Annotated in this window: 22 protein-coding genes and 1 pseudogene; 8 read left to right on the top strand and 15 right to left on the bottom strand. The window is 43.5% G+C overall.

The features are described from left to right. The 3 genes from M1G01_RS05365 to M1G01_RS05375 all read right to left on the bottom strand — a co-directional run. Positions 1 to 4,076, bottom strand: a 4,076-nt coding sequence (locus M1G01_RS05365) for an accessory Sec-dependent serine-rich glycoprotein adhesin (RefSeq protein WP_247931337.1), incomplete at its 3' end; no start/stop codon positions are given. Positions 4,077 to 4,916: 840 nt separating this feature from the next. Continuing rightward, a complete protein-coding gene (locus tag M1G01_RS05370; protein ID WP_247931338.1) occupies positions 4,917 to 6,461 on the bottom strand; it encodes a peptide chain release factor 3 in 1,545 nt (514 codons plus the stop codon). A gap of 142 nt (positions 6,462 to 6,603) precedes the next feature. Further along, positions 6,604 to 7,296 (bottom strand): YwaF family protein, encoded by a 693-nt coding sequence (locus M1G01_RS05375; RefSeq protein ID WP_247931339.1) that lies wholly within the window; start codon positions 7,294 to 7,296, stop codon positions 6,604 to 6,606. 165 nt (positions 7,297 to 7,461) lie between these two features. Here M1G01_RS05375 and gatC point away from each other — a divergent pair, with 165 nt between their 5' ends. From gatC to nusB, 8 genes are all read left to right on the top strand, one after another. Further along, positions 7,462 to 7,764 carry an Asp-tRNA(Asn)/Glu-tRNA(Gln) amidotransferase subunit GatC gene (gatC, locus tag M1G01_RS05380; RefSeq protein WP_000705412.1) on the top strand — a complete coding sequence of 101 codons (303 nt, stop codon included), beginning with the start codon at positions 7,462 to 7,464 and terminating at the stop codon, positions 7,762 to 7,764. Further along, on the top strand, positions 7,764 to 9,230 hold the full coding sequence (gatA, locus tag M1G01_RS05385) for an Asp-tRNA(Asn)/Glu-tRNA(Gln) amidotransferase subunit GatA (protein WP_247931340.1): 1,467 nt from the start codon (positions 7,764 to 7,766) through the stop codon (positions 9,228 to 9,230). Before gatC ends, gatA begins: the two co-directional genes overlap by 1 nt. Beyond that, the gene (gene gatB, locus M1G01_RS05390; RefSeq protein ID WP_084849897.1) at positions 9,230 to 10,675 is read left to right on the top strand and encodes an Asp-tRNA(Asn)/Glu-tRNA(Gln) amidotransferase subunit GatB; all 1,446 of its coding nucleotides are present in this window, start codon (positions 9,230 to 9,232) and stop codon (positions 10,673 to 10,675) included. The genes gatA and gatB overlap by 1 nt, the downstream gene beginning before the upstream one ends. A gap of 62 nt (positions 10,676 to 10,737) precedes the next feature. After that, positions 10,738 to 11,694, top strand: a complete 957-nt coding sequence (locus M1G01_RS05395; RefSeq protein ID WP_247931341.1) for a zinc-ribbon domain-containing transport protein — start codon at positions 10,738 to 10,740, stop codon at positions 11,692 to 11,694. An 8-nt stretch (positions 11,695 to 11,702) separates the two neighbouring features. Next, on the top strand, positions 11,703 to 12,830 hold the full coding sequence (locus M1G01_RS05400) for an SPFH domain-containing protein (protein WP_247931342.1): 1,128 nt from the start codon (positions 11,703 to 11,705) through the stop codon (positions 12,828 to 12,830). 81 nt (positions 12,831 to 12,911) lie between these two features. Beyond that, positions 12,912 to 13,472, top strand: a complete 561-nt coding sequence (efp, locus tag M1G01_RS05405) for an elongation factor P (RefSeq protein ID WP_000568640.1) — start codon at positions 12,912 to 12,914, stop codon at positions 13,470 to 13,472. Positions 13,473 to 13,493: 21 nt separating this feature from the next. Then, a complete protein-coding gene (locus tag M1G01_RS05410; protein ID WP_000510584.1) occupies positions 13,494 to 13,883 on the top strand; it encodes an Asp23/Gls24 family envelope stress response protein in 390 nt (129 codons plus the stop codon). Then, entirely contained in the window at positions 13,876 to 14,298 is a 423-nt protein-coding gene (gene nusB, locus M1G01_RS05415) for a transcription antitermination factor NusB (protein ID WP_000203659.1), read from the top strand. Before M1G01_RS05410 ends, nusB begins: the two co-directional genes overlap by 8 nt. Before the next feature lie 49 nt (positions 14,299 to 14,347). Here the strand turns inward: nusB and M1G01_RS05420 are convergent, their stop codons facing one another. From M1G01_RS05420 to fabK, 12 genes and pseudogenes are all read right to left on the bottom strand, one after another. After that, entirely contained in the window at positions 14,348 to 15,073 is a 726-nt protein-coding gene (locus M1G01_RS05420) for a CPBP family intramembrane glutamic endopeptidase (protein WP_227945947.1), read from the bottom strand. Positions 15,074 to 15,594: 521 nt separating this feature from the next. After that, positions 15,595 to 16,058: pseudogene (tnpA, locus tag M1G01_RS05425) on the bottom strand (IS200/IS605 family transposase). A 198-nt stretch (positions 16,059 to 16,256) separates the two neighbouring features. After that, the gene (locus M1G01_RS05430) at positions 16,257 to 16,958 is read right to left on the bottom strand and encodes a CPBP family intramembrane glutamic endopeptidase (protein WP_247931343.1); all 702 of its coding nucleotides are present in this window, start codon (positions 16,956 to 16,958) and stop codon (positions 16,257 to 16,259) included. A 148-nt stretch (positions 16,959 to 17,106) separates the two neighbouring features. Next, entirely contained in the window at positions 17,107 to 17,874 is a 768-nt protein-coding gene (locus tag M1G01_RS05435; RefSeq protein ID WP_061426798.1) for an acetyl-CoA carboxylase carboxyl transferase subunit alpha, read from the bottom strand. After that, the gene (accD, locus tag M1G01_RS05440) at positions 17,871 to 18,737 is read right to left on the bottom strand and encodes an acetyl-CoA carboxylase, carboxyltransferase subunit beta (RefSeq protein ID WP_001173379.1); all 867 of its coding nucleotides are present in this window, start codon (positions 18,735 to 18,737) and stop codon (positions 17,871 to 17,873) included. Before accD ends, M1G01_RS05435 begins: the two co-directional genes overlap by 4 nt. A gap of 35 nt (positions 18,738 to 18,772) precedes the next feature. Then, the gene (accC, locus tag M1G01_RS05445; protein ID WP_247931344.1) at positions 18,773 to 20,140 is read right to left on the bottom strand and encodes an acetyl-CoA carboxylase biotin carboxylase subunit; all 1,368 of its coding nucleotides are present in this window, start codon (positions 20,138 to 20,140) and stop codon (positions 18,773 to 18,775) included. Between the two features lie 11 nt (positions 20,141 to 20,151). Next, positions 20,152 to 20,574, bottom strand: coding sequence for a 3-hydroxyacyl-ACP dehydratase FabZ (gene fabZ / locus M1G01_RS05450; protein ID WP_000565515.1), 423 nt, complete (start codon positions 20,572 to 20,574; stop codon positions 20,152 to 20,154). Beyond that, positions 20,571 to 21,059, bottom strand: a complete 489-nt coding sequence (accB, locus tag M1G01_RS05455; protein ID WP_247931345.1) for an acetyl-CoA carboxylase biotin carboxyl carrier protein — start codon at positions 21,057 to 21,059, stop codon at positions 20,571 to 20,573. The genes fabZ and accB overlap by 4 nt, the downstream gene beginning before the upstream one ends. Positions 21,060 to 21,061: 2 nt before the next feature. Beyond that, entirely contained in the window at positions 21,062 to 22,297 is a 1,236-nt protein-coding gene (fabF, locus tag M1G01_RS05460) for a beta-ketoacyl-ACP synthase II (protein ID WP_247931346.1), read from the bottom strand. 28 nt (positions 22,298 to 22,325) lie between these two features. Continuing rightward, the gene (fabG, locus tag M1G01_RS05465) at positions 22,326 to 23,057 is read right to left on the bottom strand and encodes a 3-oxoacyl-[acyl-carrier-protein] reductase (protein ID WP_001177612.1); all 732 of its coding nucleotides are present in this window, start codon (positions 23,055 to 23,057) and stop codon (positions 22,326 to 22,328) included. A 45-nt stretch (positions 23,058 to 23,102) separates the two neighbouring features. After that, on the bottom strand, positions 23,103 to 24,023 hold the full coding sequence (gene fabD / locus M1G01_RS05470) for an ACP S-malonyltransferase (protein WP_044021288.1): 921 nt from the start codon (positions 24,021 to 24,023) through the stop codon (positions 23,103 to 23,105). Beyond that, positions 24,016 to 24,990: an enoyl-[acyl-carrier-protein] reductase FabK gene (fabK, locus tag M1G01_RS05475; RefSeq protein WP_247931347.1), complete on the bottom strand. Its 975-nt coding sequence runs from the start codon at positions 24,988 to 24,990 to the stop codon at positions 24,016 to 24,018. The genes fabD and fabK overlap by 8 nt, the downstream gene beginning before the upstream one ends. Positions 24,991 to 25,029: the final 39 nt, after the last annotated feature.

Below are 25,029 nucleotides of genomic sequence, written 5' to 3' on the forward strand. Positions count from 1 at the left end.
CTAGCACTCAATGAAGCAGATTGACTTGAACTTACCGATGCTGACTGACTAGCACTTGCAGATGCGGATTGACTCGAACTTACTGACGCGGACTCACTGGCACTCAATGAAGCGGACTGGCTGGAGCTTGCCGACGCGGATTGGCTCGAACTTACTGACGCGGATTGGCTCGAGCTTGCAGATGCAGACTGACTCGAGCTTACTGAGGCGGACTCACTCGCACTCACCGATGCGGACTGGCTTGCGCTGGCTGAAGCTGATCGACTTGCACTTGCTGAGGCTGATTGACTTGAGCTCACCGATGCGGACTTACTCGAACTTGCAGATGCAGACTGACTCGAACTTACCGATGCTGATTGGCTAGCGCTCGCTGAAACTGATCGACTTGCACTTGCAGATGCTGACTGGCTCGAACTTACCGACGCAGATTGACTAACGCTCGCTGACGCTGACTGGCTCGCACTCGCTGAAGCCGATTGACTAGCGCTGGCTGATGCAGATTCGCTTGAGCTCGCTGAAGCCGATTGACTTGAGCTTACTGAGGCTGACTCACTTGCGCTGGCTGAAGCGGATTCACTTGAGCTTGCCGATGCAGACTGGCTGGCGCTTGCTGAGGCTGATTGACTCGAACTTGCTGAAGCAGATTGACTGGCGCTCAATGAAGCGGACTGGCTAGCGCTTACTGAGGCTGATTGGCTTGAACTTACCGACGCAGATTGACTCGAGCTCGCTGAGGCTGATTGACTTGAGCTCACCGATGCAGACTGACTCGAGCTGGCTGACGCAGATTCACTTGCACTTACTGAGGCTGATTGGCTTGAGCTTACTGAGGCAGACTGACTTGCGCTCACTGAAGCTGACTGACTTGCACTTGCAGATGCAGATTGACTCGAACTCGCTGAAGCAGACTGACTTGCACTCAATGATGCTGATTCACTTGCGCTGGCTGAAGCGGATTGGCTTGAGCTTACGGACGCAGACTGGCTGGCACTCAATGAAGCAGATTGACTCGAGCTGACTGAAGCTGACTGACTTGCGCTCGCTGATGCCGATTGACTCGAACTCGCTGAAGCGGATTGGCTCGAACTTACCGATGCTGACTGACTTGCGCTCACTGAAGCTGATTGGCTCGCGCTGGCTGAAGCGGATTGACTGGCACTTACCGATGCAGATCGGCTTGAGCTTACTGAGGCAGACTGACTTGCACTCACTGACGCTGACTGACTAGCACTTGCAGATGCAGATTGACTCGAACTCGCTGAAGCAGACTGACTTGCACTCAATGATGCTGATTCACTTGCGCTCACTGAAGCGGATTGGCTTGAGCTTACGGACGCAGACTGGCTGGCACTTACTGATGCTGATTGACTCGCACTCGCTGAAGCGGACTGACTAGCACTTACTGATGCGGATTGACTTGCACTCACTGATGCGGATTGGCTCGAGCTTACTGAGGCGGACTCACTCGAACTCACTGAAGCGGACTCACTCGAACTCACTGAGGCTGATTGACTGGCGCTCACTGAAGCGGATTGGCTCGAACTTACTGATGCAGAGTGACTAGCGCTCACTGAAGCGGATTGGCTGACACTCGCTGAAGCTGATTGACTTGCACTTGCCGATGCTGATTGACTTGAGCTCACTGAAGCTGATTGGCTCGAACTTACTGATGCGGATTGACTTGAGCTCATTGACGCTGATCGGCTAGCACTCGCTGAAGCTGATTGGCTTGAGCTGACTGACGCGGATTGGCTCGAGCTTACTGATGCAGATTCACTTGCGCTCGCTGAGGCTGACTGACTCGAGCTTACTGATGCTGATCGACTAGCACTCGCTGAAGCCGATTGACTCGAGCTTACTGATGCTGATCGACTAGCACTTGCTGAAGCAGACTGGCTATTACTTACTGAAATTGACGCTTGATTTGGCGTAATTTGTCCATTAAACACATCTGAAACCAAACCATCTACTGTCGTACTAGCAGTCACTGGTCCACTTGGAAGTCGTCCTCCATTGCGATCATATACTTTCTTCAAGTCAGTTGCAGTAAAGGTTACACTGGTAGAACTCCCCGTTGCCTGTTTGGTAAATGTTTCACCTGCAATTGTTAAAGTAACTGTCCCACCTGGAGCAACCCCATCTACCGTAATCGCTTGATTTGAGAGCCCACCTTTTTCGTTAAGATATTGATTCTCTATCCTTGGCGTCTGAGGGCGCACAGTAAAGCTCACGTCAATTTCATCCGTACTTCCATCTGGATAAGTTACCACCGCTGTCAAAGTATGCCGACCAGCAGACAAATTCGTATTGGTTCCAGATTTCCAAGTATAGGTTGTTCTAGTTCCCTTAGTAATTCCTGTAGTAGGTAATTCTGGCGTCCCTGTAGCATTCGTAATATACTGATCAGCTTCACCAACAGAAACAGTCCCTGAATTGGCCGTTAGAGTAAAGTTTCGATTCACCTCAGCATTGATAGCTGGTTCGTACTTTTCAGACTGAGCATGGACTTCAAATTGAATTGCGGCAGGGTTGGCTGTTAAATCTTTTACAAGACCTACGTCAGTAGTATTTCCGCTAAAATTACCTTCCTGATCATAGGTGAAAACATAACGGGTCCACAAACTATTTACTGCTTGATTTTTTCCAACAGAACCCGTGATTGAAACGGTGAAAGGATTTGATGCTGTAGCATTTCCATCTTTGGCTAGTTTATTTGTCGGAACAATCATGCTGATACTCTGACCATTACTCGTAGTGAATGAGACAACAGTTGAAGTAGCCGGATAGGCCGCGGGAACAGCAGTAGGAACAAATTTTGCATGTTCAATTCGACCACTGTTATCAGTAAACTCAATGGTCGCAGAAAAATTTTCTTCTCGATAAATTTTAAATTTTTGTCCTTCTAGAACTGCGCCACCTGTAACGGTTATTTTCTGAAGTTCTGGCTTCTCTGTATCCATAGCAGCTCTGAAGCTAGCGGTATTTGAAGCTTTGGTCAAAGCTTGTCCGTTTCTGCTGTCACGAAGTCCAGAGTTGGCACGTAACACAGCATTTGCAATACTATTTCGAGCTTCTGTAGCTTTTTGTAGGATAGGGGCAAGGTCAGAAGCCTCCCCTTTCAAGGCTTCTGCTATCTCATTCTTCGCTAGACTAGCCTTGGCAATTGCCTCATCCGAGTTTGGAAGTCCCTGCGCTTGAGCTAGAAACTGCCCAATCTCAGCAAACAAGGCCTCTAATTTCTTCCGTTTTTCTTCACTTTGCTTTTCTGTCAAGGCTACAGAAGTCATAGTCAGACTCGATTCAGCCGTCACACCTTCATTCTTTACACGACCAGACTGACTTTGAGGCAAGGATTCTGTAGAAAAATCAACTGCTTTTAATTCTTTTGAAGGTTGTGATTCTTTCACCGTCTCCCGAGCTGACTCACTTGCTTGGTACTGACTTTGAACACCAACTGAAGCTCTCTCTGACAGACCACTATTCACTTGATTTTGTGTTCCAAGGGATTCACTTGAACTAGCAGTTACACTTTGACTGTTTGCCAAAGATTGACTAGTAGAAGCAGATTGGCTCATCGACTGACTCATACTAGATGAGCTTGAGGCACTGATGGACTGACTCGTAGAGGCAGATTGACTGGCGCTCTGCGAATTGAATTCTGACAATGACTGGCTTTGACTGGTAGACAAAGACAAGCTAGCAGCATCTTGATGATCCTGTGTCGTCCCTAGCACTACTGAATCTCTCGTCGCCAGGGTATCTTTTGATTCGACAGTCTTTTCAACAGCGACTGCATCATTGGCATAAACACGCGTTTGCGTCGCAGCAAAACCACCTAAGATCGTTCCCGTAGCTGCTATCCCTTTCAAGACATCCACGCCGGTCAACTTCTGACCTTCTTGCTTTTCAACCATTTCTGTCTTTACTTGGCTCGTATCCGCACTTCCACGCATCACCTTAAATAAGCCAAAAAGGGAAGTCGAGGCCCGTAGCCAATGCTTCCCTGATTTGATTAATTTGAACCGAGTTACACGGTCTGTTTCTCTATATTCACCCTTCTGGCGTCTAAAAAACATGTTCATCCCCTCAACTTGAAAAAGATCTATTCACCTATAAAATACTATCTTCTTATTATATACCAAATATACCGACAATTCAATATCTATAATATATCCTAAAGAAAGAAAATGATTTCAAAAATAACTTGATTTCAAATCTATTCTGTTTTTTCAATATAATTTTCATTTTATTGTTCTGTTAACATATTTTATTTATTTTTTAACCATTTCTATATGCTTTAAAAATTGAGCAAATAATTCCAATCACTCAGGGAATTGATTTTTATTCAAAATATAGAAAAAGTCCATGAATCAATAGCATCCACAGACTTTTAGGAGTAGAGTATTTAAAGGTAGTTTCACAAATGAACTAATGAGGCCGGTAGCCGAGGTAACTTTCTATCCTTTCCAACGAAAAAATCCACGAATCGAAAGCATTCGCGGACTTTTCTTACAACGCATTTAAGCAAAATGCCATACTAATTAATAGCCGTAATCTACGACACGAAGAGGCGAAAACGATTATTTTTCGCCGATGAATTAGTGAGGCAGGTTGCTAGCCCTCTCACTACCCGTTACAACGGAAAAATCCACGAATCGATAATATTCGTGGATTATTCCTAGTGAAGCGTTTAGGTAAGCCGATTTTACACTACGACACGGAGTTTGGCAAATCGATTCTATTTGCCAAACGTAGTTAGTGAGGCAGTTAGCTAGTTTGCTTCCTTTATGTTACGACGGCAAAACCCACGAATCGATACCATTCGTGGGTTTTACCTAGTGAAGCGTTTAGGTAAACCGCCATAGCGGTTACCGTTAAATGATAGCAACTTTGTGTTGCTAGTCATTTGTAACGATTTACATTTTTTCCTCCAACTCTACGTCTGGATACTTATCCGCAAACCAGCGGAGGGCAAAGTCATTTTCAAAGAGGAAGACTGGTTGGTCGAAACGGTCTTTGGCCAAGATATTGCGGCTTGAGGACATCCGTTCATCCAAGTCCTCAGGCTTGATCCAACGAACGGTCTTTTTACCCATCGGGCTCATGACTACTTCCGCATTGTATTCGCCTTCCATGCGGTGCTTAAAGACTTCAAACTGGAGTTGTCCGACAGCTCCTAGCATGTACTCACCAGTTTGGTAATTCTTGTAAAGCTGAATGGCTCCTTCTTGCACCAATTGTTCGATACCCTTGTGGAAGGATTTTTGTTTCATAACGTTCTTAGCAGAAACTTTCATGAAAATCTCAGGGGTAAAGGTTGGCAGTGGTTCAAACTCAAACTTGTTTTTTCCAACCGTCAAGGTGTCTCCAACCTGATAAGTACCGGTATCGTAAACCCCGATGATATCTCCTGCAACAGCGTTTGTCACATTCTCACGACTTTCCGCCATAAACTGGGTGACATTAGAAAGCTTGGCAGTCTTCCCAGTACGAGGCAGATTGACACTCATTCCTCGCTCAAACTCACCTGATACGATACGGACAAAGGCAATGCGGTCACGGTGACGAGGGTCCATGTTGGCTTGGATTTTAAAGACAAATCCTGAGAAATCCTTGTCATAAGGATCCACAATTTCGCCATCTGTTTTCTTGTGGCCATGTGGTTCTGGAGCAAACTCAAGGAAGGTCTCAAGGAAGGTCTGCACCCCAAAGTTGGTCAGGGCTGAACCAAAGAAGACTGGCGTCAGTTCTCCTGCAAGAATAGCTTCTTCTGAAAATTCATTTCCTGCTTCTTGCAACAGTTCGATATCGTCCTTAACTTGAGCATAGAAAGGATTGCTTCCAAAGAGCTTGTCTTCATCTTCTAGACTAGCAAAACGCTCATCCCCTTTATAGAGCTCCAAGCGTTGATTATAAAGGTCATACAAGCCTTCAAAGGCTTTCCCCATCCCGATTGGCCAGTTCATTGGATAACTCGCAATGCCAAGGACTTCTTCCAATTCTTGCAAGAGGTCCAGTGGCTCACGACCGTCACGGTCCAGCTTGTTCATAAAGGTAAAGACTGGAATGCCACGGTGCTTCACAACCTCAAACAATTTCTTGGTTTGGGCCTCGATACCCTTGGCAGAGTCCACGACCATGACCGCAGCATCCACCGCCATCAAGGTCCGATAGGTATCTTCTGAGAAGTCCTCGTGCCCTGGTGTGTCGAGGATATTCACGCGCTTGCCATCGTAGTCAAACTGCATAACAGATGAGGTGACCGAAATCCCACGTTGTTTCTCGATATCCATCCAGTCAGACTTGGCAAAAGTCCCTGTTTTCTTCCCTTTTACAGAACCAGCCTCACGAATCTCGCCCCCAAAGTAAAGCAACTGCTCAGTGATAGTTGTTTTTCCGGCATCCGGGTGGGAGATGATGGCAAAGGTACGGCGTTTCTTGATTTCTTCTTGAATAGTCATAAGTTCTCTTTCTTTGATTTTCTATTTTAGTTGTTTCAGTAGCTAAGAATAATTTTTACATTGGACTGTACTATTCCTTTCAACTCTCCATTATATCGGATTTTGGGGAGTTTTTCAATTGCTCATCTGACGAAAAGGCAAGCTAGAGCACAGATTGCGCCTGATTTCTCTTTTTCCACCGTTTCTTGAACAAGATATCAAAGAGAACCAGAGCCAGCGAAAGGATGACAGACACAAGAAGGTATTTTAACCACAAGGGAGCATCTGGAATAAAAGGTGTCTTGTTTAACAAACCATAATTTCCACCCGTCACCTGATTTACCCCAACTAGAAAGAGATTGAGAATAAAGGTATAGGCTACAATCATATATTTCTTGAGCAAGGTCTTGTCATAGTGATTCATCAAGTAGACCAAGGAATTCACTAGAAGGGCATAGTGCCCAATCAAAAATGAAAAACTGGTGATATGGGGGAAATCATAGGGATCAAAAACAGGGTAAACCAAAGCAAAGACTGCTCCACTTGCTCCTAAGAGGGCAAAATATTGCTTGCTCCGCCATTTATCTGGCAAGAAAACTACCGCAAACATGGCTAAACGGCAATGGTAAAATGGAAGGCTATTAGAAAATGGAATCCCAAATCCAACATACCAACTATATAGGGCAAGTAACTGGAGAATCTGAATCCCCTTAAACAAGCGGACAAATTTCGGATTTTTGTGATAAACAAGCGCTCCATAAATACAAAGCACTAATAGGAGCAGCATAATCCCATACCAAAAGAGGGAAATGGGAGGAGGAACCGTCTGAGATCTGGTGATAAATTGATGGAACATATTTCTATCCTAACTCTTATTTTTTCTATTCTCTAGTTTAACCATTATAGCGAATTAAAAGCGATTTTTCAATTTCTATTTCTTTTCAGTTTGGCTCCCTTATTTATAGGAAATTATGGTAAAATAGAACAGACTAAAAATCATCATTTCACGAAAGGATGCAAGATGAAAATTACGCAAGAAGAGGTAACACACGTTGCCAATCTTTCAAAATTAAAATTCTCTGAAGAAGAAACTGCTGCCTTTGCGACAACCTTGTCTAAAATTGTTGATATGGTTGAGTTGCTGGGCGAGGTCGACACAACTGGTGTCGCACCTACTACGACCATGGCTGACCGCAAGACCGTACTCCGCCCTGATGTGGCCGAAGAAGGAACAGACCGTGACCGCTTGTTTAAAAATGTACCCGAAAAAGAAAACTACTATATCAAGGTACCAGCTATCCTAGACGATGGAGGAGATGCCTAATGACTTTTAATAACAAAACGATTGAAGACTTGCACAACCTCCTTGTCTCTAAGGAAATTTCTGCAACTGAATTGACCCAAGCAACGCTTGAAGATATCAAGTCTCGCGAGACAGCTATCAACGCTTTTGTCACAATCGCTGAAGAGCAAGCCCTTGCTCAAGCTAAAGCCATTGACGAAGCTGGAATTGACGCTGACAATGTTCTTTCAGGAATTCCGCTCGCTGTTAAGGATAATATCTCTACCGACGGTATCCTCACAACCGCAGCCTCAAAAATGCTCTACAACTACGAGCCTATCTTTGATGCGACAGCCGTTGCCAATGCCAAAGCTAAGGGTATGATTGTTGTTGGGAAAACCAACATGGACGAGTTTGCCATGGGTGGATCAGGTGAGACTTCCCACTATGGTGCCACTAAAAATGCTTGGGACCACAGCAAGGTTCCTGGTGGTTCATCAAGCGGTTCTGCCGCAGCTGTAGCTTCTGGGCAAGTCCGCTTGTCACTTGGTTCTGATACTGGTGGTTCCATCCGCCAACCTGCCGCCTTCAACGGGATTGTTGGTCTCAAACCAACCTACGGAACGGTTTCTCGTTTCGGTCTCATTGCCTTTGGTAGCTCTCTAGACCAGATTGGACCTTTTGCTCCAACTGTTAAAGAAAATGCTCTCTTGCTCAATGCAATTGCTAGCGAAGATGCCAAAGACTCTACTTCTGCTCCTGTCCGCATTGCTGACTTTACTTCCAAAATCGGGCAAGACATCAAGGGAATGAAAATTGCTTTGCCTAAGGAATACCTTGGTGAAGGGATTGACCCAGAGGTTAAGGAAACCATTCTGAATGCCGCTAAACACTTTGAAAAACTTGGTGCCATCGTCGAAGAAGTCAGCCTTCCTCACTCTAAATACGGTGTTGCCGTTTACTATATTATCGCTTCATCTGAAGCTTCCTCAAACTTGCAACGCTTTGACGGTATCCGTTACGGCTACCGCGCAGATGATGCGACTAATCTTGATGAAATCTATGTAAACAGCCGTAGCCAAGGTTTCGGTGAAGAGGTAAAACGCCGTATCATGCTAGGTACTTTCAGCCTTTCATCAGGTTACTATGATGCCTACTATAAGAAAGCTGGTCAGGTCCGTACCCTCATCATCCAAGATTTCGAAAAAGTCTTTGCGGATTACGACTTGATTTTGGGACCAACTGCACCAAGCGTTGCCTATGACTTGGATTCACTCAACCACGATCCCGTTGCCATGTACTTGGCTGACCTTTTGACCATCCCAGTCAACTTAGCTGGTCTTCCAGGAATTTCTGTTCCTGCTGGATTTGCTCAAGGTCTACCAGTCGGTCTCCAATTGATCGGTCCTAAATACTCTGAGGAGACCATTTACCAAGCTGCTGCTGCCTTTGAAGCAACAACAGACTACCACAAACAACAACCTGTGATTTTTGGAGGTGATAACTAATGAACTTTGAAACAGTCATTGGACTTGAAGTCCACGTAGAGCTCAACACCAATTCAAAAATCTTCTCACCAACTTCTGCCCACTTTGGAAATGACCAAAATGCCAATACCAACGTGATTGACTGGTCTTTCCCAGGCGTACTACCAGTTCTCAATAAAGGTGTTGTCGATGCTGGTATCAAGGCTGCACTCGCTCTTAACATGGACATCCATAAGAAGATGCACTTTGACCGCAAGAACTACTTCTATCCTGACAATCCTAAAGCCTACCAAATTTCTCAGTTTGATGAGCCAATCGGCTACAACGGCTGGATTGAAGTGGAGCTAGAAGACGGTACGACCAAGAAAATCGGTATCGAACGCGCCCACTTGGAAGAAGACGCTGGTAAAAACACCCACGGTACAGATGGCTACTCTTATGTTGACCTCAACCGCCAAGGGGTGCCATTGATTGAGATTGTATCTGAAGCGGACATGCGTTCCCCAGAAGAAGCCTATGCTTATCTAACTGCCCTAAAGGAAGTCATCCAGTACGCTGGAATTTCTGATGTTAAGATGGAAGAAGGTTCCATGCGTGTGGATGCCAATATCTCCCTTCGTCCTTATGGTCAAGAAAAATTCGGTACCAAGACTGAGTTGAAAAACCTCAACTCCTTCTCAAACGTTCGTAAGGGTCTCGAATACGAAGTCCAACGCCAGGCTGAAATCCTTCGCTCAGGTGGTCAAATTCGCCAAGAAACACGTCGTTACGATGAAGCTAACAAGGCAACCATCCTCATGCGTGTTAAGGAAGGCGCTGCTGACTACCGCTACTTCCCAGAACCAGACCTACCCCTCTTTGAAATCTCAGATGAGTGGATTGAGGAAATGCGCACAGAATTGCCAGAGTTTCCAAAAGAACGCCGTGCTCGCTACGTATCTGACCTTGGCTTGTCAGACTACGATGCTAGTCAGTTGACTGCAAATAAGGTCACTTCTGACTTCTTTGAAAAAGCTGTTGCACTCGGTGGCGATGCCAAACAAGTTTCTAACTGGCTCCAAGGTGAAGTTGCTCAGTTCTTGAACGCCGAAGGTAAAACACTAGAACAAATCGAATTGACACCAGAAAACTTGGTAGAAATGATTGCCATCATCGAAGACGGCACGATCTCTTCTAAGATTGCCAAGAAAGTCTTTGTCCACCTAGCTAAAAATGGTGGTGGCGCGCGTGAATACGTGGAAAAAGCAGGTATGGTCCAAATCTCAGATCCAGATGTTCTGATTCCAATCATCCACCAAGTCTTTGCGGATAACGAAGCTGCCGTTGCCGACTTCAAGTCAGGCAAACGCAACGCAGACAAGGCCTTCACAGGATTCCTTATGAAAGCAACCAAAGGCCAAGCCAATCCACAAGTTGCCCTTAAACTCCTTGCACAGGAATTGGCGAAGTTGAAAGAAAGTGAGTAATTCGCTAGTAGTCATCCAGTAGTCTAGACAGCTACCTTTTCAATCATATAGTTAGGAGACACATGAAAAAGTTTTACGCTCTTTTAATGACCTGTTTATTACTTGTTTTTCTATCCGTGCCTCAAATCGTTGATGCGGGTGTCGGACATTCCAGAAGTGGAGGGAGCAGCCGCAGTAGCTCCAGAAGTAGCAGCCGCTCAAGTGGAGGTGGAAGTCGTTCTGGTGGCTCATCCTACCACTACTACCGCTCTGGATATGGATCATCCTCTGACAGTTCTGCTAGCTCTCCCTATTTAGGATTTATGTTCATATTAGTCGGAGGAATCATACTAGTTGTTATCGTCAAATCCTTGCAGAATAAGTCTGGAGATTCGAATTCAACCTACACTAGTAATGATTATCAAACGCTCCATCGTCGAGTTGAACACAACACACTGGCCATTAGTCGTGTGAAATATGGGGATCCAAACTTTGACGCGGAAGCCTTCACATCTTGGGTTAAGGAAGTCTACCTTAAATTGCAGGTTGCCTGGACTGAGAAAAATTGGAACTCTGTCCGCGCTTTGGAAAGTACCAGTCTCTACTCTCAACACAGTACCCAACTTGAGGACCATATTCGAGCTAAAACAACCAATGTTTTAGAGAAAGTTTGTATCGAAAATGTTCGCATCAAGGAATTCATTGAAAATCCTGACGGAAACGATACCTTAGTGGTGATCCTATCATCTACCTTGCGGGACTATGTCATTGACGATGAGAGTCGTCGTGTCATTGAAGGAGACCCTAAAAAAGATCTCTTCACCGTGTATCAATTAAACTTTATCCGTCAACACGGTAGCCAAACGCAAGCAGTCAATCCAGACGAAGTTGTGAGCGACCACTGTCCAAACTGTGGCGCCCCATTGAAAATCTCTGCAGTTAGCGAGTGCGACTACTGTGGTGCCAATCTCTCTCGCAGTCCAAACCAATGGGTACTGGATACCTATGATGTTGTGGATGAAGACGAGCTTTATAATTAGGAGGAATTATGGGATTTATACGTGCAGCCTTATCAGCAGGCTTAAATAGTTTTAATGATAGTAAATTCAAGGAAGCCATTGTCCTTCCAGATAATGTCTCTGGCGACGCCTTGGCCGTCAAAGGTCAATTACTCACAAAAGACCCAGATGGACGTTCTCGTCACAGCAATCAAAATACTGGACTTTTGTCAGATGGCAGTGTGGTTATCGTTCCTCAAGGTTATACCGCTCTTTTGGTAAACAACGGTACCTTCCTTGGTGAAGTCCTCGAAGCTGGTAGCCACGAATGGCAAGCTGGTGATAATGCCTGGCTCCTTGAAAAAGGTGGTTTGAAAGGCACTTGGGAAGACTTTAAAAACCGTTTCTCTTTCGGTGGACAAGTCATCACCCAACAGGAAATCATCTTTATCCGCATGCAACCTATTGCAGGTAATAAGTTCGGCACACAAAACGCGGTTGAATACTTCAGCGAACGTTACCAACAACTGCTTAACATCCGTTTCTATGGCTTGTTTGATGTAAAAATAGCAGATCCAGTCCTCTTCTACGTGAGCTCTGTTAGCCGTCAAATTACTGACGGACAGCCATTTACTCTCCAAGATGTAGCTCAAGGAACGCTCCGTCAAAATATCGCACCGAAAATCGCGATTGCCATTGCCAAATATACCAACGAAAACAAGGTTGATATCTATAGCCTCAATGCCAACCAAGACACCTTTAACGAACTCGCTAAACAAGAGGTCAACAAGGTTTGGACAGGCCTCTACGGGATTGAAGCAACTAATATCTTGCTTGAAGACCTCAGCTACGACCAAGAAAGTCTTGATATCGTTCGTAAGCTTGATAGTGAGCTCGTGGCAATGAAGTACAACACGATTGAAATCGAAGAACGCCGTGCTCGAAACGAAGCGCTTATTGCTGCAGCTGCAAACGAAGGGAATGGCAATGGGATGAACATGTTTATGGGCATGAATCTTGGCCAAACTCTCGGTGGTCAATTAAGCCAACAAGTCCAAAATCAAGCACCGGCTCAAAATACTGGACAAACTGCCAGCAAGAATTTTTACATCGAAGTCGATGGAAAATACGTCCTCGTTACTAAAGACGAAGATGGAAATATCGTACCAGTCAACTAATTAAGCTCCTTCTGACATTTGAGTAATGTTGTCTTTTATGGTACAATAAAGAGTAAATTATTTTATTAAAGAGGTAAAAACATGATTGAAGCAAGTAAATTAAAGGCTGGTATGACCTTTGAAACAGCTGACGGAAAATTGATCCGCGTTTTGGAAGCTAGCCACCACAAACCAGGTAAAGGAAACACCATCATGCGTATGAAATTGCGTGATGTCCGTACTGGTTCTACATTTGACACAAGCTACCGTCCAGAGGAAAAATTTGAACAAGCTATCATCGAGACTGTCCCAGCTCAATACTTGTACAAAATGGATGACACAGCCTACTTCATGAACACAGAAACTTACGACCAATACGAAATCCCTGTAGTCAACGTTGAAAACGAATTGCTTTACATCCTTGAAAACTCTGATGTGAAGATCCAATTCTACGGAACTGAAGTGATTGGTGTTACCGTTCCTACTACTGTCGAATTGACAGTTGCAGAAACTCAACCATCTATCAAAGGTGCTACTGTTACAGGTTCTGGTAAACCAGCAACGATGGAAACTGGACTTGTCGTAAACGTTCCAGACTTCATCGAAGCAGGACAAAAACTCGTTATCAACACTGCAGAAGGAACTTACGTTTCTCGTGCCTAATCTCTAGAAAGAGGTCATTCTATGGGAATTGAAGAACAACTTGGCGAAATCGTTATCGCCCCACGTGTACTTGAAAAAATCATTGCTATTGCTACTGCAAAAGTAGAGGGTGTTCACTCTTTTTCAAACAAATCAGTATCTGACACCCTTTCAAAACTTTCACTCGGCCGTGGTGTTTATCTAAAAAACGTTGACGAAGAGCTCACAGCAGATATCTATCTCTACCTTGAGTACGGAGTAAAAGTTCCTAAGGTAGCTGTTGCTATCCAGAAAGCTGTCAAAGATGCCGTTCGTAATATGGCTGATGTAGAACTCGCTGCTATCAATATTCACGTTGCAGGTATCGTTCCAGATAAAACACCAAAACCAGAATTGAAAGATCTATTTGACGAGGACTTCCTCAATGACTAGTCCACTATTAGAATCTAGACGCCAACTCCGTAAATGCGCTTTTCAAGCTCTCATGAGTCTTGAATTCGGTACGGATGTCGAAACTGCTTGTCGTTTCGCCTATACTCATGATCGTGAAGATACGGATGTGCAACTTCCAGCCTTTTTGACAGAGCTAGTTTCTGGTGTTCAGGCTAAAAAGGAAGAACTAGACAAGCAAATCACACAGCATTTAAAAGCAGGTTGGACCATCGAGCGGTTAACACTCGTGGAGAGAAACCTCCTTCGCTTGGGAGTCTTTGAAATCACCTCATTCGACACCCCACAGCTGGTTGCGGTTAATGAAGCTATCGAGCTTGCAAAGGACTTCTCAGATCAAAAATCTGCCCGTTTTATCAACGGACTGCTCAGCCAGTTTGTAACAGAAGAACAGTAAAAAGAAAAAGTGTTTGACAATTATCAAACACTTTTTTCTTTGCCTCCTACTATCTAAAAAAATGATAATAGATATAATTATAAACAAAAATCCAGATGGGTTTTACATAAATAAGGAAGTTGAAAAAACTATGGCACAGGATGGTAATTTTTAAGTTCTTTGTCCAACGGTAGACAAGGGCATAGAAAAGACCGCCTAAACTATAAATAATCAAACTGATAGGATCTCGGTGAGTTAGGATCAAATGACTAAGTCCAAAGATAAGAGCAGATAGGATAACATCCAGATAGTACTTGGACTGGGGAAAGAAGGTATTCATAAAGTACCCTCTATGAATCAGTTCCTCTAATATAGGTCCGACGATTACTGTTAAACTAAAACTGAGAATAGTTGATAGAAAAGTTGGTTGCCCATTGGAGTATAGAATCGAAAGAAGGTCTTGAAAGATATACTTGTTATCAATTAGGTGATGAAACTGTAACTGAAAAGCATCCACCAATTGACGATCAAAATAAGTAGCCACTAGACCAACTACAAGGTAAAAGAATCTTGACTTCTTTGAACCCTTTTTTTCAAAAATATAGAGCATCTCTTTCTTTTTGAGCCAGTAGATAAATAATAGCAAAAGAGCTATTACTTCAACTGTTAAAAAGATAGAATAGCCATCTATCCCCCATCCTAAAAACTTAGTTAGATGCATAATCCCTAACTCAGGTAGATAAACCGATAGAAATACCAGTGATGTATAGACTCCCAAATGCCCTAGTTTTTTCATACTTACCCCTTTAAATTATTAGACTATTAAGGTATAATTCCGTTACTATAACCAGTCATTCTATTACGTATTGTACTCCATTCTGTCGCCAAACTATATGCATATGGCGAAGCCCAATGTCTATCATAAACTAACCAAATCATGCCACCACCTGAAACTTGCTCTAAGTCCTCAGATGAAAGAACTGTAAATGTATCTGTACCTGTCCTATCAAGTACTTCCTTAAAATAATTTTTTATAAGCTTACATCTACAGTATACATCTTTTTTGTCTTTTTTATAGTCTATCTCTTAAACTGTCAATTTTTTATCCTAAACGGCAGCTTTACTCATCGAGAAATAAGAAATTGATAAAAGAGATTTCTCCATCTTCCCATTAAATCATAACCACCCGTCTAACGGGTGGTTTGCACCAGGGCTATAAGCCCAAATCACCAGCCAGCGCCTAAAGGCGCTGGCTTTCACGTTGTTCAAGCCTCATTGCTCTTGACTCGTCACTTGCCTCTTAAAGAGGCTTTAGTATTACTTACCACTATCCCTAAAGGGATCCTCATATTCTTTTACACTTAATTTATCTAGTGCTATATCATGCTTTTCCTGTTCTTGAATATATTTCTTAATTGTGGCTTCATTAAGTCCTACTGTACTCACGTAGTAACCTTCCGCCCAGAAATGCCGGTTGCCAAACTTATACTTGAGGTTGGCGTGTTTGTCAAACATCATGAGTGCACTTTTGCCTTTTAAATACCCCATAAAACTTGAAACACTTATCCTTGGTGGAATACTTACTAACATATGTACATGATCAGGCATTAAGTGGCCTTCGATAATCTCAACACCTTTATAACTACATAATCGGCGAAATATTTCTCCCAAACTGCTCCGATATTGATTATAAATGACTTTTCGTCTATACTTTGGGTGAACACAATGTGATATTTACACATCCACTTTGTGTGGGATAAACTATGTGCCTTTTGTGCCATATTTTTCTCCTTTCGCTTTACAATTGGCTTGAACACCTTTATTGTATCGCGTTTGGAGTTTTTTGGTATAACCTTCGACGCACACCCGCATAGCGGGTGGTTTATTTGTCTCGCACCTAACGGAGCGAGACGGACTAATAGTCACATAATTAGAAAAAGTGTTTGACAATTATCAAACACTTTTTTCTTTACTTCCTACTATCTAAAAATCAAATAATAAATATAAAATAAGATTGACGGAGCATAGGGAATTGCATTATAGAAACTATGACAAAAAATGGTAAACCGAAGACTACCCGTAACTCGATAAACAACTGCAAATAGAAGACCAAGAATACTATAAATGATGAGACTGATGGGGTCACGATGGGATAGAACTAAGTGACTGAGCCCGAAGATGAAAGAAGACAAGATCACATCCAAATAAAACTCCGACTTCGGAAAGAAGGTATTCATAAAATAACCTCTATAGATTGTCTCCTCAACAACAGGTACAATCGAAATGTTAAAGATTAAAAATACAAGACTTGATAGAGTCGTTTCTCTTCCGTTTAAGTAAAGTTCTGAAAGAAGATCTTGGAAAATAAAGCTATTGTCAATCAATCGAATATTCTGCATTCTAAATCCATTTAAAAAAGAATAGATAAGAAAGCAAGCCACTAGGAAAGCGAGATAAGACCAGCGCCAACTCTTTTTCTCAAAGATAAAGAGCATCTTCTTCTTTTTCAACCACAAAACGAATAAAAAGAAAATAAGCAACACTTCTCCAACTAGGAAGATTATATAGCTGTCCATTCCTAAACCGAAGATCCTAGCTAGAGTTATAGCTCCTAATGGCGTTAAATAAATGTACAGGAACATTAAAATCATACAGATTCCTAAATGTATTGTCTTTTTCATTCTTTCTCTCCTAATGGTAAACTCTCTATTAGGGGAATATAGAGGATATACTATTGATTTGTTTTTCTTATTTATCTAGAGTATTCATGTTTATCCATGCTCTATTATCAAAATAGCTAGAACAAATTGTTCTAGCTTTTAAATTTTCTTAGTATTTTCTAAAGCGTTGGTAACGTTCTTCGATAAGTTGGTCGAGTGGTAGTTCTTGCAACCTATCTAGTTCTGCACGCAATTCATTTTTAACGCAACTTAGCAGTTCTTTACTTGATAGCCCTGCTTCTGAGATTACCTTGTCTACGATTCCCATTTCTAGAAGTTCATGCGAAGTGATTTTCATCAATTCCGCTGCTTCCATAGCACGACTTCCATCCTTCCAAAGGATAGAGGCAAATCCTTCCGGGCTAAGTACGGCGTAGATTGAGTTTTCTAACATCCAGACACGGTTAGCTACGGCTAGAGCTAGGGCCCCACCAGATCCACCTTCACCGATAATAATCGCGATGATTGGAACCTTGAGATCACTCATTTCCATCAGGTTTCGGGCGATTGCTTCACCTTGTCCACGTTCCTCGGCTCCAACACCTGGGTAAGCACCCGCCGTATTGATAAAGGTCACAACTGGACGACCAAACTTTTCTGCCTGTTTCATCAAGCGTAAGGCCTTACGATAACCTTCTGGATGAGGTTGCCCGAAATTCCGTTTGAGGTTGTCATGAAGACTCTTCCCCTTTTGGATACCAACGACAGTTACTGCTTGGTCACCTAACCAACCAATTCCACCGATGACCGCACCATCATCACGGAAAGAGCGATCTCCATGCAATTCGATAAACTCGTCAAAGATTCCATTGGCAAAATCAAGTGCGGTCAAGCGACTCTGCTCGCGTGCCTCTCTGACTATTTTTGCAATATTCATCCGCGACTTCCTCCATGCAATCTTACTAATTTAGCAATTGTTTCAGGCAATTCTCTCCGTTTGACAATTGCATCAACAAATCCATGTTCAAGCAAAAATTCTGCCTTTTGGAAGTCATCCGGCAAGGTCTCACGAACTGTATTTTCGATAACACGACGCCCAGCAAAACCAACCAAACTCTGTGGCTCCGCTAGGATAATATCACCTTCCATAGCAAAAGAAGCGGTCACCCCACCTGTTGTCGGATCGGTTAAAATAGTTAGGTAAAAAAGTCCTGCCTTGGAATGACGTTGAACTGCCGCAGAAATCTTAGCCATCTGCATCAAGCTCATGATTCCTTCTTGCATACGGGCTCCACCAGAAGCTGTGAAGAGAACGACTGGCAAGTTTTCTACCGTTGCATACTCAAACAAGCGCGTGATTTTTTCACCCACAACTGTTCCCATAGAAGCCATGATAAAGTTAGAATCCATGATCCCAAGGGCAACTTTTTGTCCCTTGATGCTAGCTGTACCAGTTAGTACGGCTTCATCCAAACCTGTCTTTTCACGCATTGTTGCAAGTTTTTTCTGGTAGCCAGGAAAGTTTAATGGATCTTGAGTTTCAATACCTGTAAACATCTCCACAAAGCTACCAGAATCAATCGTCAAATCCAAGCGTTCCTGAGCTGAAATACGGAAAGTATAGCTACAATGGGGACAAATTCGTTCGCTTCCAAGATCCTTTTGGTAAATGGTGTGTTTACAACCAGGACACTGGGAGAAGAGTTCATCCGGAACCTCAGGCTTGGCTTGTGGTTTCTGCCTTACGGAACGGTTAGGGTTGATCCGAATATACTTATCCTTTTTACTAAATAGAGCCATAACTCCCCCTTTTAGTTCTCATACTGTTTGAAAGTCTATTCTTTTTCTTGGTATTTTGGCAAGAAAGTTTCCATCAAGAAGGAAGTATCGTAGTCACCAGCGATAACTCGGCGGTCTGAAATCAGATCCAACTGGAAGTCTGCATTGGTTTGCACTCCTTCAATATCAAGTTCATAAAGTGCCCGTTGCATCTTCATAAGAGCATCAAAACGATTCTCCCCATGAACAATGATTTTGGCAATCATACTATCATAGTAAGGGGGAATGGTATAGCCTGGATAAACTGCTGAGTCCACGCGCAAGCCAACTCCACCACTTGGTAGATAGAGATTGGTAATTTTCCCTGGGCTTGGAGCAAAGTTAAATGCTGGATTTTCTGCATTGATCCGGCACTCGATAGCATGGCCTCGTAGGACGATATCTTCTTGTTTGAAAGGTAAAGGTTGCCCGGCAGCAATGCGGATCTGTTCTTTCACGATATCAACACCTGAAACAAACTCTGTGACTGGGTGTTCAACTTGCACACGAGTATTCATTTCCATGAAGTAGAAATTGCCACTGGCTTCATCGAGAAGAAATTCAATCGTCCCTGCATTTTCATAGCCTACAGACTCTGCTGCACGAACGGCTGCAGCACCAATTTCATTACGAAGGGTTTTACCAATCGCAATGGATGGGCTTTCTTCTAAAACCTTTTGGTTATTTCGTTGAAGAGAACAATCCCGTTCTCCTAGGTGGATGACGTGTCCCTCTTGGTCAGCAAGGATTTGGACCTCGATATGGCGAGCTGGATAAATCACACGTTCAAGATACATAGCGCCATTCCCAAAATTGGCCTTGGCTTCACTGGATGCTGTTTCAAAGGCTGCGACCAAGTCTTCTGCCTTTTCAACCTTACGAATCCCTTTTCCACCACCACCTGCCGATGCCTTAAGCATGACTGGATAGCCAATTTTTTCTGCAACTGCAAGCGCCTCTTCAGCCGTGTGAACTTCACCATCAGATCCTGGGATAACTGGAACTCCAGCCTTGATCATTTGCTCACGCGCATTGATCTTATCTCCCATGGTATCCATTACTGCCCCAGAAGGACCGATGAACTTAATCCCCACTTCATCACACATCGTGGCAAACTTGGAGTTTTCGCTAAGAAAACCAAAACCTGGGTGGATGGCTTCTGCTTCAGTCAAGACTGCAGCAGATAAAATAGCGTTGATATTGAGATAAGATTCTGTCGCTTTACCAGGTCCGATACAGATAGCTTCATCCGCTAGGAGTGTGTGAAGAGCTTCCTTATCAGCAGTTGAATAAACTGCCACGGTCGCAATGCCCAATTCACGCGCAGCTCGAATAATGCGAACCGCAATCTCACCACGGTTGGCAATCAAAATTTTACGAAACATGGAGAACCTCCTTAGTTTCCAATTGCAAAGGTAAGAGTACCACTCGCTGCAAGCTTACCATCTACTTCAGCCTTTGCTTCAACCACAGCAATCGTACCACGACGTTTGACAAAAGTAGCCGTCATGACTAATTGGTCACCTGGTACAACTTGCTTCTTGAACTTAACCTTGTCCATGCCAGCATAGAAGACCAGTTTTCCTTTATTTTCAGGTTTGGACAATTCCAAGACACCAGCAGTCTGAGCCAAGGCTTCCATGATAAGAACACCTGGCATGACTGGGTATTGTGGAAAATGACCATTGAAGAAAGGTTCGTTGATGGTCACATTTTTAATGGCAACAATGGTATCCTCGCTCACTTCCAAGACACGATCCACTAGGAGCATGGGGTAGCGATGGGGTAGAGCTTCTTTGATTCCTTGAATATCGATCATTTGATACGTACCAATCCTTTACCGAACTCAACCATTTCTTCATTTGAAACGAGAATTTCTGTCACCACACCATCCTTAGGTGCAGGAATTTCATTCATGACTTTCATGGCTTCGATGATCACCAAAGTCTGACCTTTTTTAACACTGTCTCCAACTGTGACAAAGGCAGGTTTATCTGGTCCAGCAGCCAAATAAGCCACCCCTACAAGTGGACTTTCAACAACATCACCCTCTGGAGCAACAGTCGTTTCAGCTGGTGCTGGTGCTTCTTCCACTGCACTCTCAACTGGAGTTGAAGGGGCAGAAACCACCGGACTTGCAACTACTGCAGTTGGCACTGGAGCAACTTGAGCTGGTGCTTCAGAAGCTATTCTTGCTTCATTCTTACTGAACTGCAATTCGTCCGTTCCGTTTTTATAAGAAAATTCTCTCAAACTTGATTGGTCAAATTGAGCCATCAAGTCCTTGATCTCATTTAAATTCATAATTATTTATTCTCCCAACGTTTGAAAGCAAGAACCGCATTGTGTCCACCAAAACCAAAAGTATTTGAAATAGCATAAGGGATTTCTTGCTCCAAGCCTTGTCCATAAACGACATTCGCTTCGATATAGTCTGATAACTCACTTGTTCCAGCTGTCATTGGTACATAGTTATGACGCATGGCTTCGATGGTAGCGATGGCTTCCACTGCTCCTGCAGCACCAAGCAAGTGTCCTGTGAAGGACTTAGTTGAAGATACAGGTACTTCTTTACCAAGAACAGCTACGATAGCACCACTTTCTCCTTTTTCATTAGCAGGAGTTGAAGTTCCGTGGGCATTGACGTAAGCCACTTGCTCTGGAGAAATTTCTGCTTCTTCCAAAGCCAACTTCATGGCCTTAATCGCACCTTGACCCTCTGGATGAGGTGAAGTCATATGGTAAGCATCACAGGTATTACCGTAGCCAACTACTTCAGCCAAGATAGTTGCGCCACGTTTTTCAGCATGTTCAAGACTTTCAAGAACCAACATACCTGAACCTTCTCCCATCACAAAACCATTACGGTCTTTGTCAAATGGGATAGAAGCACGAGTTGGATCCTCTGTAGTTGATAGGGCAGTCAACGCTTGGAAACCAGCGATGGCAAAAGGAGTGATAGATGATTCTGATCCACCAACTAACATGACATCTTGGAAACCAAACTTGATTGAACGGAAGGCATCTCCGATGGCATCATTTGATGAGGCACAGGCTGTATTGATTGATTTACAGATACCGTTTGCTCCGAAACGCATGGCAACATTTCCTGAAGCCATATTTGGCAAGGCTTTTGGAAGTGTCATTGGTTTAACGCGTTTTGGACCTTTTTCATGAAGACGGATAACCTGATCTTCGATTTCTTTAATTCCCCCAATACCAGAAGCCACGATGACACCAAAGCGATCCTTATCGATTGCTTCTACATCAAGATTTGCATTTGTCACCGCTTCTTGAGCCGCATACATGGCATACAAAGAATAGTTGTCAAAACGGTTGGTATCTTTTTTGACAAAGTATTTATCAAATGGGAAATCTTGAACTTCTGCCGCATTGTGCACAGCAAATTCGCTGTGATCAAATTTAGTGATTTCACCAATTCCGATTTTCCCAGTCTGCAAACTGTTCCAAAATTCTTCTGGAGTATTTCCGATAGGAGAGGTCAATCCGTACCCTGTTACTACAACTCGATTTAGTTTCATCTGTCTTACCTATATCTTTCCTTATTTTTTACATGCTAAGTCCGCCATCAACAGCGAGAACTTGTCCAGTCAAATAATCCTGTCCAGCCAGGAACACTGTAGCATCTGCGATATGTTCTGCTTGACCGAAATGTTTCATTGGGATTTGGGCCAATGTCGCTTCCTTGACCTTATCAGACAAAACAGCAGTCATATCTGACTCGATCATTCCTGGTGCAAGAGCATTTACGCGCACATTACGATTGGCAACTTCACGTGCTACTGACTTGGTAAAACCAATCAAACCTGCTTTAGAAGCTGCATAGTTGGCTTGTCCGATATTTCCCATCAAACCGACCACACTAGACATGTTGATAATCGCACCTTCACGTGCCTTGATCATCTGTTTCAAGACTGCTTGCGTCATGTTGAAAGCACCTGTCAAGTTGATCTTAATCACTTTTTCAAAGTCTTCTTCGGTCATCTTGAGCATAAGCGTATCCTGAGTGATCCCAGCATTGTTGACCAAGACATCAACAGAACCGAGTTCTGCAATCGCTTGATCTACCATACGCTTGGCATCTGCAAAGTCTGAAACATCACCTGAAATCGGTACTACTTTGACACCATAGTTTGAAAACTCAGCCAGCAATTCTTCTGAGATTGCTCCGCGACTATTCAAAACTACATTAGCGCCTAGTTGGGCAAATTTGTGAGCAATGGCAAGTCCGATACCACGACTTGAACCTGTTACAAAGACATTTTTATTTGTAAGTTGCATTCTATCTCTCCTGTTTCCTGTTGTATTTTGTGGGAGAAGGGATCATTAGTTTCCTAACAAAGCATCCAAGCTTGCTTGGTCTTCAACGTTAGCTAGCTGAGCTGTTTTATCGATTTTTTTGACAAAGCCTGATAGGACCTTTCCAGGACCAATTTCAATAAAGTTGGTTACCCCAGCATCCTGCATCACAGCAATACTTTCATAAAAACGAACAGGTTCTTTGACCTGACGCGTCAAAAGCTCTTGGATTCGATCTTTTTCCATAACAGCAGCTTCCGTATTGCCGACTAGTGGGCAAGTAAAATCAGAGAAACTCACTCCCTCAAGAGCTCCAGCTAGTTGCTGACTGGCTGGCTCAAGAAGGGCTGTATGGAAAGGACCCGATACATTTAAAGGAATCAATCGTTTAGCTCCTGCTTCCTGCAAGAGTTCAACTGCGCGGTCAACCGCAGCCACCTCGCCACCGATAACGATTTGGCTTGGGGTGTTGTAGTTAGCTGGAGTCACTACTCCAACTTTAGAGGCTGTTTCACAAGCTTCCTCAATCACTTCAACTGGAGTATTGAGAACCGCAACCATCTTCCCAGAGCCTGCAGGAGCAGCCTCTTCCATATAAGCACCGCGCTTAGCAACCAAGGCAACTGCATCCTCAAAGTCCAAGGCCCCACTTGCTACAAGAGCAGAATATTCCCCAAGAGACAATCCTGCTACCATATCTGGCTGGTAGCCTTTTTCTTTCAATAGTCGGTAAATAGCAACCGAAGTCGCTAAAATAGCTGGCTGCGTATAACGAGTCTGGTTTAACTTGGTTTCTTCCTTATCAATCAAGTCACGAAGGTCATAACCCAAAACCTGACTGGCTTGGTCAATTGTTTCCTTGACGATAGGATAGCGATCATAGAGATCACGCCCCATTCCTAGATACTGAGCACCTTGACCCGCAAATAGAAAGGCTGTTTTAGTCATTTCTTACAACTCCTGCCCAACGAGAGGCTTCTTCTTGAATTTTTTTGGCTGCACCATAGTGTAGATCTTTTAGGATTTCTTCGACAGTTTCCTCTTTAGAAACCAAACCAGCAATCTGACCTGCCATGACGGATCCACCTTCTACATCTCCATGAACAACGGCTTTAGCAAGAGCACCAGCTCCCATTTGCTCAAAGATTTCTAAATCTGGATCTTCTTGTTTAAAGGCATCCTTTTCAGCCTGTTCAAAGTCACGAGTCAACTGATTTTTAATGGCGCGAACAGCATGTCCAAAATGTTGGGCTGAAATAGTCGTATCGATATCACGCGCTTTTAAGATTTTTTCCTTGTATTTTGGATGAGCGTTAGATTCCTTAGCTACTACGAAACGCGTACCAACTTGAACAGCCTCTGCACCAAGCATAAAGCCTGCAGCGACACCTTCACCGTCGGCAATTCCTCCAGCTGCGATAACCGGAATTGAAACAGCTGCAGCAACTTGGCGAACCAAGGTCATGGTTGTTAATTTACCAATATGTCCACCGGCTTCCATTCCCTCTGCAATAACCGCATCTGCACCAATTTTTTCCATGCGTTTTGCCAAAGCAACACTTGGAACAACAGGAATAACTGTAATTCCTGCATCATGGAAACGAGTCATGTATTTACTTGGATTTCCTGCACCAGTTGTCACCACCTTGACCCCTTCTTCAATCACGAGATCAACGATGTCTTCTACAAAAGGTGACAAGAGCATGATGTTGACACCAAAAGGTTTGTCCGTAAGTGATTTGATTTTATCGATATTAGCCTTTACGACCTCTTTAGGTGCATTCCCACCACCGATGATCCCTAGACCACCAGCTTTTGATACTGCACCAGCCAAGTCACCATCCGCAACCCAGGCCATTCCTCCTTGAAAAATAGGATAATCAATGTTCAATAATTCTGTAATACGTGTTTTCATAGTGCCTCCATCATTCCTTGCTTACGTAATAGTTCGATG

It is taken from the genome of Streptococcus oralis (assembly GCF_023110055.1).
GTDB classification, from domain to species: domain Bacteria; phylum Bacillota; class Bacilli; order Lactobacillales; family Streptococcaceae; genus Streptococcus; species Streptococcus oralis_BY.